This is a genomic window from Moritella yayanosii (assembly GCF_900465055.1).
In the GTDB taxonomy this organism is placed as follows: Bacteria; Pseudomonadota; Gammaproteobacteria; order Enterobacterales; family Moritellaceae; genus Moritella; species Moritella yayanosii.
This window is the reverse complement of the sequence record NZ_LS483250.1, coordinates 3,655,495-3,672,831: the sequence shown is the minus strand read 5'-3', so window position 1 is coordinate 3,672,831 and position 17,337 is coordinate 3,655,495. Positions and strand designations below refer to the sequence as shown.

The 17,337-nt window shown below is 41.4% G+C and carries 15 protein-coding genes; 11 read left to right on the top strand and 4 right to left on the bottom strand.

Annotated elements, in window-relative coordinates:
* Positions 1-32: 32 nt before the first annotated feature.
* The gene (gene glnD / locus MORIYA_RS17080) at positions 33-2,648 is read left to right on the top strand and encodes a bifunctional uridylyltransferase/uridylyl-removing protein GlnD (protein WP_112717090.1); all 2,616 of its coding nucleotides are present in this window, start codon (positions 33-35) and stop codon (positions 2,646-2,648) included.
* 133 nt (positions 2,649-2,781) lie between these two features.
* Entirely contained in the window at positions 2,782-3,813 is a 1,032-nt protein-coding gene (gene dapD, locus MORIYA_RS17075) for a 2,3,4,5-tetrahydropyridine-2,6-dicarboxylate N-succinyltransferase (RefSeq protein ID WP_112717088.1), read from the top strand.
* A 274-nt stretch (positions 3,814-4,087) separates the two neighbouring features.
* Here the strand turns inward: dapD and ptsG are convergent, their stop codons facing one another.
* The 3 genes from ptsG to MORIYA_RS17060 all read right to left on the bottom strand — a co-directional run bounded on the left by ptsG (position 4,088) and on the right by MORIYA_RS17060 (position 7,131).
* Positions 4,088-5,581 (bottom strand): PTS glucose transporter subunit IIBC, encoded by a 1,494-nt coding sequence (ptsG, locus tag MORIYA_RS17070; protein ID WP_112717086.1) that lies wholly within the window; start codon positions 5,579-5,581, stop codon positions 4,088-4,090.
* Positions 5,582-6,021: 440 nt separating this feature from the next.
* Positions 6,022-6,777 carry a tRNA pseudouridine(65) synthase TruC gene (gene truC, locus MORIYA_RS17065; protein ID WP_112717084.1) on the bottom strand — a complete coding sequence of 252 codons (756 nt, stop codon included), beginning with the start codon at positions 6,775-6,777 and terminating at the stop codon, positions 6,022-6,024.
* A gap of 27 nt (positions 6,778-6,804) precedes the next feature.
* On the bottom strand, positions 6,805-7,131 hold the full coding sequence (locus tag MORIYA_RS17060; RefSeq protein WP_232011658.1) for a YqcC family protein: 327 nt from the start codon (positions 7,129-7,131) through the stop codon (positions 6,805-6,807).
* Between the two features lie 191 nt (positions 7,132-7,322).
* Here MORIYA_RS17060 and MORIYA_RS17055 point away from each other — a divergent pair, with 191 nt between their 5' ends.
* The 5 genes from MORIYA_RS17055 (at position 7,323) to MORIYA_RS17035 (ending at position 10,233) form a co-directional block, all read left to right on the top strand.
* Complete coding sequence (locus tag MORIYA_RS17055; protein ID WP_112717080.1) at positions 7,323-8,378, top strand: DUF3549 family protein; 1,056 nt, start codon at positions 7,323-7,325, stop codon at positions 8,376-8,378.
* Positions 8,379-8,452: 74 nt separating this feature from the next.
* On the top strand, positions 8,453-8,749 hold the full coding sequence (locus MORIYA_RS17050; protein ID WP_112717078.1) for a DUF3301 domain-containing protein: 297 nt from the start codon (positions 8,453-8,455) through the stop codon (positions 8,747-8,749).
* Between the two features lie 61 nt (positions 8,750-8,810).
* A complete protein-coding gene (locus MORIYA_RS17045) occupies positions 8,811-9,041 on the top strand; it encodes a DUF2789 domain-containing protein (RefSeq protein WP_112717076.1) in 231 nt (76 codons plus the stop codon).
* Between the two features lie 70 nt (positions 9,042-9,111).
* Positions 9,112-9,447 carry a DNA-binding protein gene (locus tag MORIYA_RS17040; protein WP_112717074.1) on the top strand — a complete coding sequence of 112 codons (336 nt, stop codon included), beginning with the start codon at positions 9,112-9,114 and terminating at the stop codon, positions 9,445-9,447.
* An 18-nt stretch (positions 9,448-9,465) separates the two neighbouring features.
* On the top strand, positions 9,466-10,233 hold the full coding sequence (locus tag MORIYA_RS17035; RefSeq protein ID WP_112717072.1) for a Zn-ribbon-containing protein: 768 nt from the start codon (positions 9,466-9,468) through the stop codon (positions 10,231-10,233).
* A gap of 106 nt (positions 10,234-10,339) precedes the next feature.
* Here the strand turns inward: MORIYA_RS17035 and syd are convergent, their stop codons facing one another.
* Complete coding sequence (syd, locus tag MORIYA_RS17030) at positions 10,340-10,909, bottom strand: SecY-interacting protein (protein WP_112717070.1); 570 nt, start codon at positions 10,907-10,909, stop codon at positions 10,340-10,342.
* Positions 10,910-11,020: 111 nt separating this feature from the next.
* Here syd and queF point away from each other — a divergent pair, with 111 nt between their 5' ends.
* The 4 genes from queF to ppnN all read left to right on the top strand — a co-directional run bounded on the left by queF (position 11,021) and on the right by ppnN (position 17,327).
* Entirely contained in the window at positions 11,021-11,875 is an 855-nt protein-coding gene (gene queF, locus MORIYA_RS17025) for an NADPH-dependent 7-cyano-7-deazaguanine reductase QueF (RefSeq protein ID WP_112717068.1), read from the top strand.
* 192 nt (positions 11,876-12,067) lie between these two features.
* On the top strand, positions 12,068-14,317 hold the full coding sequence (locus tag MORIYA_RS17020) for a tetratricopeptide repeat protein (RefSeq protein ID WP_112717066.1): 2,250 nt from the start codon (positions 12,068-12,070) through the stop codon (positions 14,315-14,317).
* 90 nt (positions 14,318-14,407) lie between these two features.
* Positions 14,408-15,916 (top strand): GGDEF domain-containing protein, encoded by a 1,509-nt coding sequence (locus MORIYA_RS17015; protein WP_112717064.1) that lies wholly within the window; start codon positions 14,408-14,410, stop codon positions 15,914-15,916.
* Between the two features lie 49 nt (positions 15,917-15,965).
* Positions 15,966-17,327: a nucleotide 5'-monophosphate nucleosidase PpnN gene (ppnN, locus tag MORIYA_RS17010; protein ID WP_112717062.1), complete on the top strand. Its 1,362-nt coding sequence runs from the start codon at positions 15,966-15,968 to the stop codon at positions 17,325-17,327.
* Positions 17,328-17,337: the final 10 nt, after the last annotated feature.

Here is a 17,337-nt window from a genome sequence, read left to right as displayed (position 1 = left end):
CATTTTTCTATCGAACTCCAGGAAGGCGTCGCATGGATCCAACTCAATATGTTCCCGCATTACTCTCAGATGAAGAGTTAACACTTAGCCATTGTAAATCACACATGCAAGAATTTCAATCCTGGCTTGAACAACGCTTCTTTGATGGTGATGATATTATTGCGTTAGTCTCTTGCCGCGCAGAATACATGGATCAATTACTCAATCGACTTTGGCAAAAATTTGACCTCTCGACTCATCCGGCATTAGCACTCGTCGCGGTGGGTGGTTATGGTCGTGGCGAATTGCATCCGAAATCAGACATAGACTTGCTGATCACCACTACATCTGCCTTAACACCAGTGCAAGAGCAAGCCATATCACTCTTTATCACCATGTTATGGGATCTGGGTTTAGAGGTGGGACATAGCGTACGCACCATCGATGAATGCTTAGCACAAGGGCTAGCGGATATCACGATTGCGACCAACCTCTTAGAGTCGCGCTTGATCACGGGGTCTGAAGACACTTACGCACAGTTACAAGATATCATTGATCCTGAGACATTTTGGCCAAGCCAAGATTTCTTCCAAGCCAAACATGAAGAGCAGCTTGCGCGCCATCACCAGTTCAAAGGCTCATCATATAATTTAGAACCCGATCTGAAGAGCAGCCCAGGTGGGTTACGTGATTTACAGACTATTTTATGGATCACCCGTCGCCATTTCGGATCGAGCAGTTTCTTAGAGTTAACCAATCATGGTTTTTTAACCAAAGGTGAATACCACGAGCTGGAAAATTGCCAGAATTTCTTGTGGCGAGTTCGCTTTGCCCTGCACCTTGGTTTAAAACGCTGTGATAACCGCCTGCTCTTCGACAGACAAACAACAGTCGCAAAAGCACTCGGTTATAGCGGTGAAGGCAATCAAGCTGTTGAAACCATGATGAAGCAGTTCTACCAAACAATTCGTCGCGTTACCGAACTCAATGAAATGCTGTTACAGCTATTTAACCAAGCAATCCTCGGACACGTGGGAATGGATGTACGTAATATCACCGCGGACTTTCAGCTGCGCGGCAGCTTAATTGATACCACCAGCACCGATTTATTTACCCGTCGTCCCAGTGCGATTATTGAGTTGTTTTATCACATTGCCGATAACGAACATATCACGGGTATTTATGCCAGTACGATACGTGAATTACGCGATGCAAGACGCAAGTTAACGATGTGGTTAGAAGATATTCCCGAATGTCGTGAACAATTCATGCAGCTACTTAAACACCCCAATGCGAGTGGTTTAGCACTTACCTTAATGCATAAGTACGGTGTCATCGCCGCTTATATACCGCAGTGGAGTCGCATTCTCGGGCAGATGCAGTTTGATTTATTCCACAACTATACGGTTGATGAACACACCCATCGTTTAGTCAAAATCATTGATTCCTTTAAACGCGACGAAACCAAAATAACTCACCCATTATGCTGTGAGATATACCCGCGTTTAGAAAAGCCAGAATTATTACTCATCGCGGCTATTTTCCATGATATCGGGAAAGGCCAAAAAGGTAATCACTCCGAAATCGGGGCCATAGACGCCCGTGCATTCTGTAAGAAGCACGGGATCAACAAGGCTGACCGAAAAATGGTCTCCCGATTGGTCAAATACCATTTATTAATGTCGGTCACCGCGCAACGCCGTGATATTCATGATCCCGAGATCATTACCGAATTTGCCCGTACCATTGGTGATCAAGAACATTTAAATTACCTCTACTGCCTCACAGTTGCGGATATTTGTGCCACTAATGATAACTTATGGAATAATTGGAAAGGTTCACTGCTGCGTGAATTGTATTTTTTAACGCAGCAAGCTTTACGCCGCGGCTTAGAAAACCCGCTGGATGCTAAATTCAGGATCCGCAATAATAAAGATACGGCGCTGGCCTTTTTAGAAAACAGCCGCTTTAGTCTCGAGCAGATCCAAGCATTGTGGAGCACATTCCGTTCTGAGTATTTTTTGCGTAATGATCCGAGTCAGATCTGTTGGCATACCACAGGTATCCTCAATCATGAGGACCCGACACTGCCTTTAGTGCTAATCAGTCAAAATAGTACCCGCGGTGGTAATGAAGTGTTTATCTATGCCAAAGACAATAAGCATTTGTTCGCTTCGGCCGTCTCTACCTTAGATAATAAAAACTTAAACATTCATGATGCGAAAATCACCTCAAGCCGTAATGGTTATGTCCTCGATAGTTTCGTGATTTTGGATCACACCGGTGATGTCCTCGCCCCAGATCGTATTTACGCATTGCAAGCAGCATTAGAGGCGGTGTTAAAGACGGGTAAAGCGCCGGTATTAAGAAAACAGCGTATTCCACGGCAAATAAAACCGTTCTCAGTAAAAACCCAAGTGACATTTTTAGCCACCAAGAAAAAACGTACCTTTGTTGAGATCATTACCTTAGATACCCCAGGACTACTGGCCCGTATCAGTGGCATATTTAGTGCCGAGAATATTGTGCTGCATAACGCTAAAATCTCAACCATTGGTGAACGAGCAGAAGATTTTTTCATTATTTCGGGTAATAATAATCAACCTCTTTCTCCTGAACAAGAAGTACAATTACGCCATAACTTAATTACCGAACTGGCCGATAATTAATTGTTCTGAACATAACAATGACAATTTCCTTTGAAACAACAAAGACAAATGTGATAGAACTAATAGTAATATATAAAAATCTGGCGTGATGTATGAATATCACGCCCTTATTTTAAATGGAGATTTCTCAGTTATGGCCACTTTTTCACTCGCTTTCGGTAGTGCCACTAAAAACACTACTGGTAAAATTATCGAAGCTTTTTTCCCAAACCCGCTGCTAAACCCAAGTGATAAACTGGTTGCCGATATTAGCGAAGTCGTTAATTATCAAGGCCAGAATAAAGTTATCGAAGTTACGCCTGCACAAGCAGCGCAACTTGCAACGGCATTCAGCGCAAATGATGATACTGCGAATGCTAAATTTGCAGCGGCAGCAGCAAACAGTAAACAACCGCTAGTGCTTGTTGTACTTGCAACTGACGAAAAACCAGCATCTGTTGCAGAAGGTTATCTAAAGCTACAACTGATTTCACATCGTTTAGTTAAACCACATGGCACTGTACTTGACGGTATCTTTGGCCTACTGCATAACATCGCATGGACTAACCAAGGTCCGATTGATTTACCTGAACTTGCAGAGCGTCAAATTGCAGCACGTCTTGCTGGTGAAGTATTAACGGTAAGCTGTGTTGATAAGTTCCCTAAAATGACGGATTACGTGGTACCAACAGGTGTCCGTATTGCTCACACTGCACGTGTACGTTTAGGGGCTCACATAGGTGAAGGCACAACGATCATGCATGAAGGCTTTGTTAACTTTAATGCGGGCACAGAGGGTGTGAGCATGGTTGAAGGTCGTATCTCTGCAGGTGTGATGGTTGGTAACGGTTCTGACATCGGTGGCGGTGCATCTATCATGGGTACATTAAGTGGCGGTGGCCAATTAGTTATCTCTATCGGTGAAAACTGCTTACTGGGTGCCAACGCTGGTTTAGGTATTCCACTGGGTAACCGTTGTACTATCGAGTCCGGTCTATACATTACTGCAGGTTCTAAAGTACAAATATTAGATGCTAGTAATCAAGCAGTAGAAATTGTTAAAGCACGTGACCTAGCCGGTAAAGATGACTTGTTATTCCGTCGCAATTCAATCTCAGGCACGATTGAATGTTTAACCAATAAATCAGCGGTTGAACTAAACGCAGAACTACACTCAAACAACTAGTTTAATTCATTTTGTGTAAATAACTATCCGCTTTATATAAATAGTTAGCCCAGTAATGCTGGGCTTTTTTGTCTCTGAAAATCGCGCGGATGCATAACATAAATCCAATAACTTTCTATTCAACTCATAAAATGAGTTGAATAGCATGGGTAATCGTATCATTCGCCTCAATTCGATTACTGCCCGCTCACTTTATTCTATCCTAGGCACAAAAAAGCCACTGCAACTGCAGTGGCTTAAATCAATCAGCGAACTGATTATAGCGTATTACTGATTATAGTGTATTAATGTACTCTTCCATATCAGTACGTAGGTTATCAGACTTAGTGCCGAAGATAGCCTGTACACCGGAACCAACAACGACAACAGCTTTTGCACCTAGTGCTTTCAGCTTCTCGTTGTCTACCTTGTCAATCGAGTTAACACTAATACGTAAACGCGTGATACAGGCGTCTAAGTTCGTGATGTTGTCTTTACCACCGAATGCAGCAACCAATTCTGCCGCCATTTCGTCTGTAGATACCGCAACCACAGCAACTTCTTCATCATCTTCACGACCAGGTGTTTTCAAGTCTAGCATGCGGATCATAGTGCGGAATACGATATAATAAACAACCGCATAAACGATCCCTAAACCAACAAGCAGTAACATGTTTTCTGCACGCGGAGATTGCACCACAAAATCAATAAAACCGTTCGAGAACGTATGTCCGTGTACAATACCCAAAGAGTTTGTTAATACATACGCTAGACCAGCAAGCAATGCATGGATAGCATACAGTACTGGAGCAATGAATAAGAATGCAAATTCAATTGGTTCCGTAATACCGGTTAAGAATGATGTCAACGCAGCAGATGCCATGATGCCCATTACTTTCGCGCGGTTTTCAGGCTTAGCTGAGTGCGCAATTGCGATTGCAGCAGCAGGAAGACCGAACATTTTGAATAGGTAACCACCAGCAAGTTGACCGAAACCATTACCTGCAGCACGTGTTGCATCATCAGCAGTCAGGAAGCATGTCATAATACCATGAACAACTTCACCAGCGTTGTTAGTACAAGTACCCGCTTCGTAGAAGAACGGTACATTCCAAATATGGTGCAAGCCAAATGGGATTAATGCACGTTCAACAACACCGTAGATACCAAATGCCACTGTTGGATTCTGCTGCGCAGCCCAGTCAGAAAAAGCAGCAATAACAGAACCGATTGGAGGCCAGATTACCGATAGGATCAAACCTAGGGCAATCGCAACAAAACCTGTAATAATAGGCACCGCACGTTTACCAGCAAAGAAACCTAGGTATTCAGGCAATTGGATTTTGTAGAACTTGTTAAATGCCCAACCAGCGAGGCCACCAACAAAGATCCCCCCCAATACACCCGTGTTATATTTATTATTAATCGCTGCTGTCAGGGCATTTATCTCTTCACTAGAGATGTCACCTGCGGCCGCAATTACATCTTTAATTTCGATACCTGCCACTGTGCTTAGCGTTGCCGTCATGATACCGTAACCAACAATGGCAGAAAGACCTGCAACACCGTCATTTTTAGTAAAACCGAGTGCGACACCAACTGCAAACAACAGTGCCATTTGACCAAAGACAGAACCACCAGCTTGTTCCATTAGATGAGAAACAAATTCTGGCAAGAAACTAAAATTGGCTGCACCAACACCTAATAAAATACCTGCAACCGGTAACACCGATACGGGTAACATTAATGACTTACCTACTTTCTGTAGATTTGCAAATGCGTTACTCATCTCTCACTCCTAATAGTGAACAAACTAAATAGTACTGCAACAGCGACCTGATACAGTTGAAATTGGTTAAGGATGCATAGCTAGCTTCCTTTGTTGGATTAACTATAGCCTGCTAAAAACAATACTCATAACAATTTGCGGTTCGGCTGTTTAGATTTGAATAGCCACTCACAATGGTACAAAACGGTACAATTGGAGCCATTTTTTAATGCCGGAGTCAGTACATAAATAACCAAGGTGATTGCATAGGCGTTTTTTGGTTTAGAAAATACGCTGCAAAGCGGGTATTTAGCCAATAACACAGTAAAACGATAGGGATTGGCGTGTTAGTGCCGATTTATGAAATTAAATGCAACCCATGATCATACCAGCTTTACCGATAAACTTACGTAACGAAGTGTAACCTAAGTTTATCGGTACGTTAACAGCCGAACAACGCGCTATTTTACGGGTGTCTTAGGGTGATAGTCACGTTCTTGTGCAGGCCAGCCAAATTGCTCGAATAACCCTAATACTTCGTCACCAACAGCGGCTTCAATATGCACTGGTTGCGCGGTTACCGGATGGATAAAAGATAATGACTTGGCAATCAGTAACAGTCGTGACAATTCAAAGTGCTCACGATAAAACACATTATGACGGCCATCACCATGGGTAGTATCGCCCACGATTGGGTGGAATAAATGCTTCATGTGACGACGCAATTGATGCTTACGGCCTGTTTGTGGCTCAAGTTCCATTAAACAATAACGACTCGTCGGGTGATTTTTACTTACCGAATACGGAATTTCAACCTGGTGCAAGGGTTTATAATGCGTTACCGCTTCTTGCGCGTCTTTATCTTGCGATGCTTGTTTATCGGCAATCTTATCCAATTCTACTTTTAGGGCGTAATCTAACGTCCCCGCCTCATTGATCCAACCACGCACCACCGCAAGGTAACGTTTGGTTAACGCATGCGCCTGAAATATCTCGCTCATCTGTCTTGCGACTTCACTTGATAATGCAAATAACAACACGCCAGATGTGGGTCTATCTAAACGATGCACAGTATAAACATACTGACCAATCTGATCACGCACCATCTGCATGGCAAACTGCGTTTCATGACTGTCTAACCAACTGCGATGCACCAACAAACCTGCCGGTTTATCAATTGCCACCAAGTATTCATCTTGATATAAAATATCTAACATTGTAATTTATTACCTAACTAGCTGTATTTAAATGTTTTTTAACAACTTATCAAACGATAAGATCAGGGCCAATAATTCACACGTATCCACGGTCAGTGGTTTGAAGGCTTCTTCCGCCATTGGCTGTATCGCCATATTCACAGGTAACGGCATTTGCATAGCCACCCGCTGTGTCATCTTTGCTAAAAAGATAAACTGCAACCAATCTGTAAAAGGCATAGTATCAATACAAAATGGCGTGGTACTCGCAAGTGCCTCGATACTTGGCGAAACCTCATTCCACAACGAGGCATTTTTCAATTCCACTTCAATCGCCGCTAATAGCTGGTGAGCCTGCAGATAGATCGTCATCATAGTGTCTCTATTTAGGGTTCGCGAAACCAAATTTGTACCGCGACCAAACAAATGTAGCCGCATTATACGCCAGCAACAGTCAGATACGAAAGCGCATCGTAATCTCCATTCACATCTTGATAGGGTTTGCGTATAATACGCCGATACTTAAGCTCCATTCGACCCCACTCTTAACTTGGACACATTAGATCATGGCAACTATGCATACCCTCAACACGCTATCGGAATTTCTGTTACAAGCAAAGACTCAGTTTTGCGTGTATGACATGGGTCGTAAGATCAACAAAATTTCAACCGACGACTTTATGCAGTTTGAATCCGCTCAGCGACCTTACCCTGCACCGTTGCAACGCCATGCTCAATTTGCGATCACCTTCTGGAATAAAAATGAGAATAACCAGCACTATCTTTGGTTTCTTAAGTTCCCATTAGATGAGCAAGGCCTACTAATCCAAGGGACGCGTAATATCTTCCTTAATATGGTAGTTGAATCGCTTGGTCTGATGTTAGAAAAGACCCCAAGTGAAGAACAGCAAGAACAACTCGCAACAAATCCGTATGTATTTAAACCAAGTACAGATAAAGTGGCGATGTTAAATGCCGTTATCAACCGTGATTTAATGCGCCCAGAAAGTAAATACTATCCAACTGCGCACAACTACTTTGCCAATAAACTGGGCTTTGAACACTGGCAAGAAGTAGGTGTACAAGGTATTTGCGATATCGCCGCGCGCTTAGATCGTGATAATAATGCACAGCACATCGCCGCAGCATTACCCAAATTACCAACAGAGCCATTATATTCACTTTGCCTAGCACTTGAGCACGAAGCCCTGCCAACCGCCATAAATGAAGCAATAGCAACATTAATTAGTCAAGAAGCCGCATTAGCGACACCAAATGATGTACGCCTATCAATGTTAATCCGTGCATTATCAAGCGCACCGGCACAGGGACTTCGCACAGACCTTTACCCTGCGTTGTTTAAACATAACAATATTAGCCAAACGATTGTCGCATTAGCTGGTCGCTGCTGGCATGACCTTGATGACGAAGCTCGACTATTGGCATTCTTTGAAGCGGCGGTACAACAACAGCAAGGTCAAGAACTGTTTATTTATCTGTTCTCCGACTTAGTGGCAATACCAAGTCTACGTAATAAGGTGTTAGCTATGTTACGTAATCCAAACCGCACCAATACCCTTGGCAGCGCAATTGGCCTGCTGTTTCGTCAGCAGCGTAGTTAAAAATCGCAGCTGAGCATAACTCGCACTGCAGCAAAACATGAATAGTCAAACAGCTATCACGGAGTAATTAAAATATGGGCAGTTTGTTAGCCATCGTCGTTGGCTTTATTGGGGTTGTGATCTTTTCCCACCTGCGTAAACAAGCAGAATTAGCCAATGCGCTAATCAAACAATATTGCCAACAGCAACAACTACAATGGTTATCAACGGCCCAAACGGGTATCGCTTGGTATCCGCACAAAGGCAGTTTATTTCGTTATAAATTTAACTTCGAGTTTAGTAGCAATGGTGAAAATGCCTATCAAGCTTGCCTTGTGATGGCCGGACCAACTGTCTTAGAGTTTATCGTCCCGCCTTATGCTATAGATTAACCATGATAAACTAACTTTGTTGCTCATCTCTGGCTATACTGAAAAAAAACACTGGAGCCAGATGATGCTGTTAGCCACGCAAACCTTAGAATTGTTATTTGCGCAACTTGGGTTAGATAATGATGAATTAAGCATGAAACGCTTTATCCGTCAGCATACACTCGACGCGGGTGTATTACTATTTGAAGCCCCGTTTTGGAACAACTCTCAAGCGATGTTTCTCAAAGAATCAATTTACGAAGATGCCGACTGGGCAGAAGTCATTGACCACCTTGATGCCATGCTGCGTTAATAGCCTGACATATAGTGGTCACCGATGAAAACCAGAATTACAACAACTAGGATACTAAGGAAGAAATACCATGAGCCTACAACATATTGTCGATGCCGCAAATCAACTGGCTCTCGAAGGCAAAAAGCCCTCCATGGCACTAATTAAATCACGACTCGTACAACCAGCAAATATGCGCGATATTATTGAGACTCTGAAAACATGGCGTTTTGATCCGAATGCAATCGTACCACCCAAAAATACACCTACACCTACAACCACGATCGCAGACGTAGCAGACCCAACCGCAGTGCTTATTGCGACCGCTATCGCATCAGTACGCGAAGAAATTGCACCACTACGCCAAGAAGTGAACGAATTAAAAGCTGAAATAACCGCGTTAAAAAAAGCATTGTTAACACAATAACTGGACAGAGAGAATATCTTGTTTACTGCCGAACTGACTTTTGAATGCTACCAAGACACCACCATTGAAGCTGTTGATGGCGCCATAACCCAACTTATTGATGCCTTACGTTACAACGGCCAAATATTAGGTCGTGAATTTCCAACCAGTATCGATGACGGCGTCTTTATTACCCGTGTTGTTTGTCCTGAAGAAGAAAGTCTACATCCAAGGCATCATTCTAGTATTGTTGAACAACGCTTACAGGCCTTGAGTGAGGCCGGTTTACTCGCGCCTAAAATTCGCCTGACAGGCATGGATTTACATTCCGATAATACCGACCTTTGTCAGCCGCCAGAATGGCAAGTGCTGTACACCCATTACCTAAGCACTTGTTCACCCTTGCGTTGCGGTGAACATCTTGCGCCGATCCCATTGTACAAATTACCAACACCGAAGACCGACGATCATCAAGCGCTGTTACGCTGGCAAGTGGATTGGAGCTCAACGGATGAATTACAAATGCACGGTACAACGCTACAACAAGCATGTAGCGACGTATTAACGGATATCAACAGCCCGTTAAATAATACTGGTTGGCAATTGGCGAAAGATATTGAACAACAAACCCATACACCCACCTATTATTATCTTTATCATTTAGCTGACGCGGCTAAACAAGCAGATGAAGCCGAACAACGCTGTTGCCCAAGTTGTAATGGCGAGTGGAAACTAACAACACCATTACACGGTATCTTTGATTTTAAATGCGAGCCTTGCCGCTTATTATCCAACTTACCTTGGTAGTAGCTGCATGTAGTCACAATGAGATGTTAGCAATAACAGCAACAATAGACTTAAAAAAATAGCGCGAGTTAATACTCGTGCTATTTCACGTTCAGTGAACCGTTATTTACTGCTCGAGTAATACGGGGGTTAATTGACTAATAAAACTAGCCAAATCCGGTGCTAATACTTCTACAATACCTTTACCCAGCACTTCACGCACCACTTCGCCACTGACATTGTCTAGTGCAATAATCTGCATCTCATCGACGCAGCTAGCAATGAACAGTGTTGGCGGCTGCTTTAATGTTTTTTTCATCATCAAATGCGCAATCATATTTTCTTGTAAGCGGTCAAAATCATCTGTACTCCACACCTGTACCAATTCAATGACCTCATCATTAAAACTCGCGGGCATGTGATCACTAAAATAAACACCAAAAAATTCGGCGATCTGCGGGTCCAACTCTATATTTAGCGCGGACTCAATATTACTAAATGACGTAATCGCATCCCGTTTCACTGGCAACCAAGCTTTATGATCAGCACGTAACTGTGCACTATTCGACGCTTCAATAAAACACGGTGAATCCCACTCGGGATCAAACTCTTGTTGTGGTAAGTAGTCTTGAGCTTGCCAAAGTTGTTCACTGCGTGCATAAAAAGCAATAAGCGCATCGATTACAGCTACAGTCATTATATTCCCCATAAAAATGATTAAATCCGCTATAGCATATCACTCTGCAGTAAAATTTATTACAATCTCGCTATTGATAAGTGAATTATCTGCAACCGATGAGAATTAACCATGACACCAGCAAACCGTTACCAAGATTCAACGGCACTAAATAAGTTAAATTTAGGGAAAAAAACGGAGTATATCTCTCAATATCAACCTAGCTTGTTACAACCGGTACCAAGACAATTGAATCGTGATGATCTGGCACTATCCGACCAACTGCCGTTCACCGGGTGTGACCTATGGAATTTATATGAGCTGTCTTGGTTAAATAGCAAAGGTAAACCTATTGTTGCTGTTGCTGAAGTAAGAGTTTGTGCTACATCAGTAAACCTGATCGAATCAAAATCATTCAAACTGTACTTAAATAGCTTCAACCAAACGCGTTTTAGTTCCACAGATGAAGTCACGGAAACACTACAACGCGACCTAGCAGCATGCGCACAAGGCCTAGTTGAAGTGCTGATGTTCGATGACTTAGATAAGGCACCAAGCCAAATTACCAAGATCACCGGTAGCTGTATTGATCACCTTGATATCGATGTCGAGGATTATGAGTTTAATGCCGAGTTGTTAACATCTGCCGCAGACAACAATGATAACGTTGATGAAGTGCTTTACAGCCATTTATTAAAATCCAATTGCCTCGTGACTAATCAACCCGATTGGGGCAGTGTTTATATTGCCTATCAAGGTAATAAGATCGACCCAGAAGCACTATTACGCTATTTAATCTCATTCCGTCAACATAATGAGTTTCACGAGCAGTGTGTAGAACGTATTTTCATCGATATCATGCACTTCTGTAAACCAGAGCAATTAACTGTATGTGCACGCTACACCCGCAGAGGTGGCTTGGATATCAATCCATTCAGAACCAATTGTGATGCTAAAATAGATAATATTCGCTTAATCCGCCAATAATATGACATGACTGGGTATTTTTTTAAATACCCAGTCATTAACAAAAGCAGCAAAATAGTTTAGTATTTAAAAGTGACGATCAATTGGGCATATAAATCTCCTTATTGATCATTATAGCCCTCACTAAGACCGAGGCCTCAATTAGCAAAGGAACGCTAATATTTAATAAGGACATGTAATCATAAGAATGTGATGGCTGCCTTTCTAGTCGATATTAAACACATGATCTTACGTTTTTGTTATGCTCTTGCATTTATTCTATTTAGCACCACAGCCGCCGCAAGCTTATTTAACCAGCTGATATTGCCTAATGAGCTAAAACGCAGTCAAGTAGTACAATACAGCCAACCTTATCAATGCATTCAAATTATTGATGAGTACCTGCAAATACAAAAAAAAGACGTGTTCAGCGCAATTGCACGGGTGAGTCAAATCAGAGAACAATCGATCACCCCTTCTGACCTCGTACTGATTAAACAACAAAAAGCCTTATGTTATTTCTATGCCAACAATATCGATCAAGCCGTCGCCATCCTTGATAAAATGCTCGTCAACAAAATACATAATGTCCCCTTACATTTAAGACAACAAAGTTTATTAATAAAAAGCCATATTCTAGCGCAATCAACGAGCTTGGCTAATTTTCAACTTGCTCAAGAAACCATTGAGCAAGTACTCAACAGTATTGCTGACAATACTTATAATCCGACAGCAAACGGTTATTTTACCCTCAAAATTATTGCTGGTGAAATCGCGCTAAACCTCAATAATTACGAAGAATCAATGGCGCTGTTTCGCGAAGCTCAAACGTTCGCGGCCAAAACACCATTAACAAATAATGCAGCTTGGGCAGCTTATGCTATTGGTTATAATTACCAGCAACAAAATAAATTAACCTTGGCAATAAATTTTTACAATAAAGCCCTACAGAAATTGCTTGATAATAACGATACACTTAATGGCCTACTGACTAAAAAAATGAGTCAGGCGTATATTGCTCAAGATAATTTTAAATTGGCAATCAACTTTGCCAATCAATCTGCGCAATATTATCAAAACCTCGGTAACAAACTGCAATTGTCTGATTCTTTATTAACCCTTGCCAGTATGCACCGCAAAATCAAAGAATATAATTTATCGTTAGTTTATTATTTTAACGCCTTAGATTTACTAAAAATTTTTGATGACAAGAACAAATTAAATGCCGTTTATTTCGAAGTTGGTAAGACCTACCTGCACATGGGTAACTTTAGCTTGGCCGAGCAGTATTTATCCAATGCTGAAAAACTGTTTTACACGAATGGCCAAAGCACTTTATTACTTGAATCGCTTGTACATCTGGCTAATTTAGCGATCCAGCAGCAACATTACGACACCGCATTAACACGTTTAAATAAAGCGTTAGTGATAGCCCGTAAACTTAACAATAGCAAACAATTCGAAACCGTCTATCTTTATCTCGCCACCGCCTATGAAGAAACAGACCAGTACGCCAAAGCACTTGATAGCTATAAACAGTTCGTGCGTTACAATAAGCTGTCAAACTTTAACGCAAAAAAAGCATTGCCAGTCTCGAATCAACACAAAGAAAATAATGAAATAAAATCGCAAAAAATAGACCAGCTACAAACACAAGTCACCAAACTTAAACAAGCAAAACATAATTTGATGATTAACGTGTTTTTACTTGCTGCAATTATGCTGATTATTCTTTATTTGTACTACGTCAATAATCAAAAAATGAAATCACAACGGCGAGATGTCGAACAGCTCGAGAATAACTACAACATTCATCCAAATACTGGCCTAAATAATATCAACAGTCTGAAACAATATATCCCGACACCACTACAAGAAGCACGATTTTACTCTGATTGGGAATATACCGATAAGCAAAACAGCGTCCATAGCTGTGCCATTATCAGCCTCGATTTTTTGCAACCGTTACGTCAGAAATATAGCCTTTCACTCGTCAATAAGATCGAAACCGAATTAGGCGCCTATTTATTACAACAACTCCATGATTCAGAACGTTTATTCCAATTAAATGATACGCAGTTATTATTGGTTAGAAAAGTAAACAAAAATTACGACCCTGCGATCATTGCTAACTATATTTTAGACTGGTTCGAGCAGTTTGATTGCCAGATTAATTTTAACAAAGACATTTCGATAGGGATGGTTTCCCACCCTTTCTTATTCAAATACCCTACCGCAATAGACAGCAATAAATTGTTAAATATTGCGACCTTAGCCTTGTCAGGTGCAACGCAATTAAGTCGTAAAAACAAGCAAAATAGTTGGGTGCAATTAAGCGCATTAACCTATACACAACCGGCATTCTTCCATGGTGATATTTGGGATCGTTCAAAGCAGGCCATCGAAAAAGGCTTAGTAAAAGTAATATCATCAACTGACAAAAATGATATTAATTGGCTGTAAGCTTACATTTTAGGACCAAACTATTTTATAGGAGTATATATAATGGTAAGCTAATCTTCATCTTTGATTTAACCAATGTGAAGAGTTTTCATGCAGATATCACAAGATACGCATTCAGCAACACGACCAAGTAATGCCAACGGCTACACAAAAATTAACACCGCAATGTTATTAGCATTTATTAATCGTTTGCTTGGTGCAACACGAGGCATCGATAATGAGCTAAACATTGCAGTGAGAAAACTGAAAGCAACTCTTGAACGCAGCACTTCTGACGATGAGCTAATCACCCAAATTAAGCAGGTTGAACGTCAGGTAATGCTACAACCTAACATATTATCTGATACCTTAAAAATTGCTGATAGTGCCGTATCTCAAGCAGCTACATCATTAATTAATTTATTACAACACGATCCTAAGCTCACTGCAGAACTACAATTAGTGTTAGCGGAACCGAAAGCAACGGCAGTGGCCGTATTGCAAACTAAGGTTCAATCACTGTTCTGCATTTATCATAGCGCGATCAAAAACTTAACCGAAACCAACAACATTTCAGCCACCGTTCATAAAAAAATATGTGATGATTTACAACGTTTAATCAATGAACTTGATTTCACTGGTCGCTTTGGTTCAAATCTAAATAAAATTCGTCAACGTTTATTAGACGGGATTGGCGGTCATGAACTGGTTAATACCTGTTTGCAGATCATCAACAACATCATTGAGGGTGCACGTGAAGAGCGCATGGCGTCTAAAACCTTCTTGCATAGCATTGTTGAAGAACTCAATAACATTGCTTATAAGTTTGATAACTCATTAATTGATAGTAACCATATCAATAAAAAACAGATCGATTTGTTGGACAATCTGAAAGAGCGCATTGATATTTTAGAACTTGATATCAGCACTTGTGACAACTTAGCAGAAACTAAATTACATGTGCAACATGGGTTAAAGATAATTTCCAGCAGTATCCAACAACAACAACAATTGCTACAAGAAAAGCTCCTGCTAGAACAACAAATTCAGGCAGTTCAAAGTCAACTTGAACTGCTTAAAAAAGAAACCTTACTGCATACCCAGCGACTCGAAGCACAACAGCATAAACTCTACCTAGATTCGTTAACGCAAGTCTATAATCGTACCGCATTAGATGAACGCTTTAAGCTCGAATTCAAACGTTGGCAACGTTATAAAACCAATACCACCATCGCGATGATCGATATTGATCACTTTAAAAATATCAATGATAGTTTCGGTCATATCGCCGGTGATAAAGCACTTAAGATCGTGGCGCGCGCATTACAAAAATCAATTAAAGACTCAGATTTTATCGCCCGTTTTGGTGGCGAAGAATTCGTGTTATTACTGGCCGACGTAGCGCCAAGTGAAATACAGGTTATGTTAGATAAACTACGTAATACGATCAAAAATATACCGTTTAGATTTAAAGGCAAACAGATCTCAATTACTATCTCAATCGGGGTCACGCAATTCTCACTCGATGATAACGAAACTGTTGACCCTTTAGAGCGTGCAGATAATGCGTTATATGAAGCAAAAAGCTCGGGGCGAGATAAAGTTATCATTAGGCTCTAAACTTAATTATACCTGCTTATCACCAATGTCTCTGACAGGAGTTTAGCTTATGATCACACACATCAAACCTGTGGGTAGTATGGATCTACTATCGCAACTTGAAGTCGACCGATTACAACAAAAAGCCAGCAGCGATTTATACTTACTCTTCCGTAATTGTTCGCTGGCGGTATTAAATTCCGGTTCTCGTACTGATTCCAGTAGTGAAATTTTACAAGCATTCCAAAATTTTGATATCAGTGTTGTACAACAGGAACGTGGCGTCAAACTCGAACTACACAACGCCCCAGAACAAGCCTTTGTCGATGGCGAGATCATCCGAGGTATTCAAGAACATCTGTTTTCAGTGTTACGTGACATTCTTTATGTACATAGCTACATTGAGAAAGTCCCGGTACCAAAAAAAGAATTATCCTCTTTTTTAACCAATCAAGTATTTTCCATTTTACGTAACGCGCGCGTGATCAAATCTGATTCAGATCCTAATATGGTTGTTTGCTGGGGTGGTCACGCCATTCGTGCACCTGAATATGAATATGCCAAAGCTGTTGGTCATGAACTCGGTTTGCGCGAAATGAATATATGTACGGGTTGTGGACCCGGCGCCATGGAAGGACCAATGAAAGGCGCGACCGTAGGTCATGCAAAACAACGCGTGAAAGAACGTCGTTACTTGGGTTTAACTGAACCAAGTATCATTGCCGCAGAACCACCAAACCCTATCGTCAACGAATTAGTGATCCTACCAGATATTGAGAAACGCTTAGAAGCCTTTGTTCGCCTTTCACACGGTATCATCATCTTTCCAGGCGGCGCAGGCACTGCTGAAGAATTATTGTATTTACTTGGTATCATGATGCACCCCGAAAATAAACGCCAACCTCTGCCTATCGTGCTGACGGGTCCCAAAGAAAGTGAAGAATATTTTACCACCATTGATGAATTTGTCGGTGCGACGCTTGGTTTTGAAGCACAAAAATATTATCAAATCATTATTGATGATGCGCCAAGTGCCGCGCAGATCATGAAAAAAGCCATGCAAAAAACCTACGAGTACCGCCGTGCGATTGGCGATGCCTATTCTTATAATTGGAGTCTCAAAATTGAGTTAGACTTTCAGCTGCCGTTTATCCCCGACCATCCACACATGGCAGCCTTAAATTTGAACCTTGAACAAGCACCCGAAGTGCTGGCGATGAACCTGCGTAAAGCCTTTTCAGGTATTGTCGCCGGTAATGTGAAAGACTCAGGGATCAAAGCAATTGAAAAAAAAGGACCGTTTAAGCTGCAAGGTGATCCTAAATTGATGCAATTAATGGACAATTTATTAAAAAACTTCATAAAACAGAACAGAATGAAGCTTCCTGGTAGTAAATATGAGCCTTGTTATGAAATAATTAAACCTAGCTAACTTTAACGAA

Coding starts and splice junctions, on each gene's coding strand:
- glnD (WP_112717090.1), top strand. CDS start 33: ATGGATCCAACTCAATATGTTCCCGCATTACTCTCAGATGAAGAGTTA.
- dapD (WP_112717088.1), top strand. CDS start 2,782: ATGGCCACTTTTTCACTCGCTTTCGGTAGTGCCACTAAAAACACTACT.
- ptsG (WP_112717086.1), bottom strand. CDS start 5,581: ATGAGTAACGCATTTGCAAATCTACAGAAAGTAGGTAAGTCATTAATG.
- truC (WP_112717084.1), bottom strand. CDS start 6,777: ATGTTAGATATTTTATATCAAGATGAATACTTGGTGGCAATTGATAAA.
- MORIYA_RS17060 (WP_232011658.1), bottom strand. CDS start 7,131: ATGATGACGATCTATCTGCAGGCTCACCAGCTATTAGCGGCGATTGAA.
- MORIYA_RS17055 (WP_112717080.1), top strand. CDS start 7,323: ATGGCAACTATGCATACCCTCAACACGCTATCGGAATTTCTGTTACAA.
- MORIYA_RS17050 (WP_112717078.1), top strand. CDS start 8,453: ATGGGCAGTTTGTTAGCCATCGTCGTTGGCTTTATTGGGGTTGTGATC.
- MORIYA_RS17045 (WP_112717076.1), top strand. CDS start 8,811: ATGATGCTGTTAGCCACGCAAACCTTAGAATTGTTATTTGCGCAACTT.
- MORIYA_RS17040 (WP_112717074.1), top strand. CDS start 9,112: ATGAGCCTACAACATATTGTCGATGCCGCAAATCAACTGGCTCTCGAA.
- syd (WP_112717070.1), bottom strand. CDS start 10,909: ATGACTGTAGCTGTAATCGATGCGCTTATTGCTTTTTATGCACGCAGT.
- queF (WP_112717068.1), top strand. CDS start 11,021: ATGACACCAGCAAACCGTTACCAAGATTCAACGGCACTAAATAAGTTA.
- MORIYA_RS17020 (WP_112717066.1), top strand. CDS start 12,068: ATGGCTGCCTTTCTAGTCGATATTAAACACATGATCTTACGTTTTTGT.
- MORIYA_RS17015 (WP_112717064.1), top strand. CDS start 14,408: ATGCAGATATCACAAGATACGCATTCAGCAACACGACCAAGTAATGCC.
- ppnN (WP_112717062.1), top strand. CDS start 15,966: ATGATCACACACATCAAACCTGTGGGTAGTATGGATCTACTATCGCAA.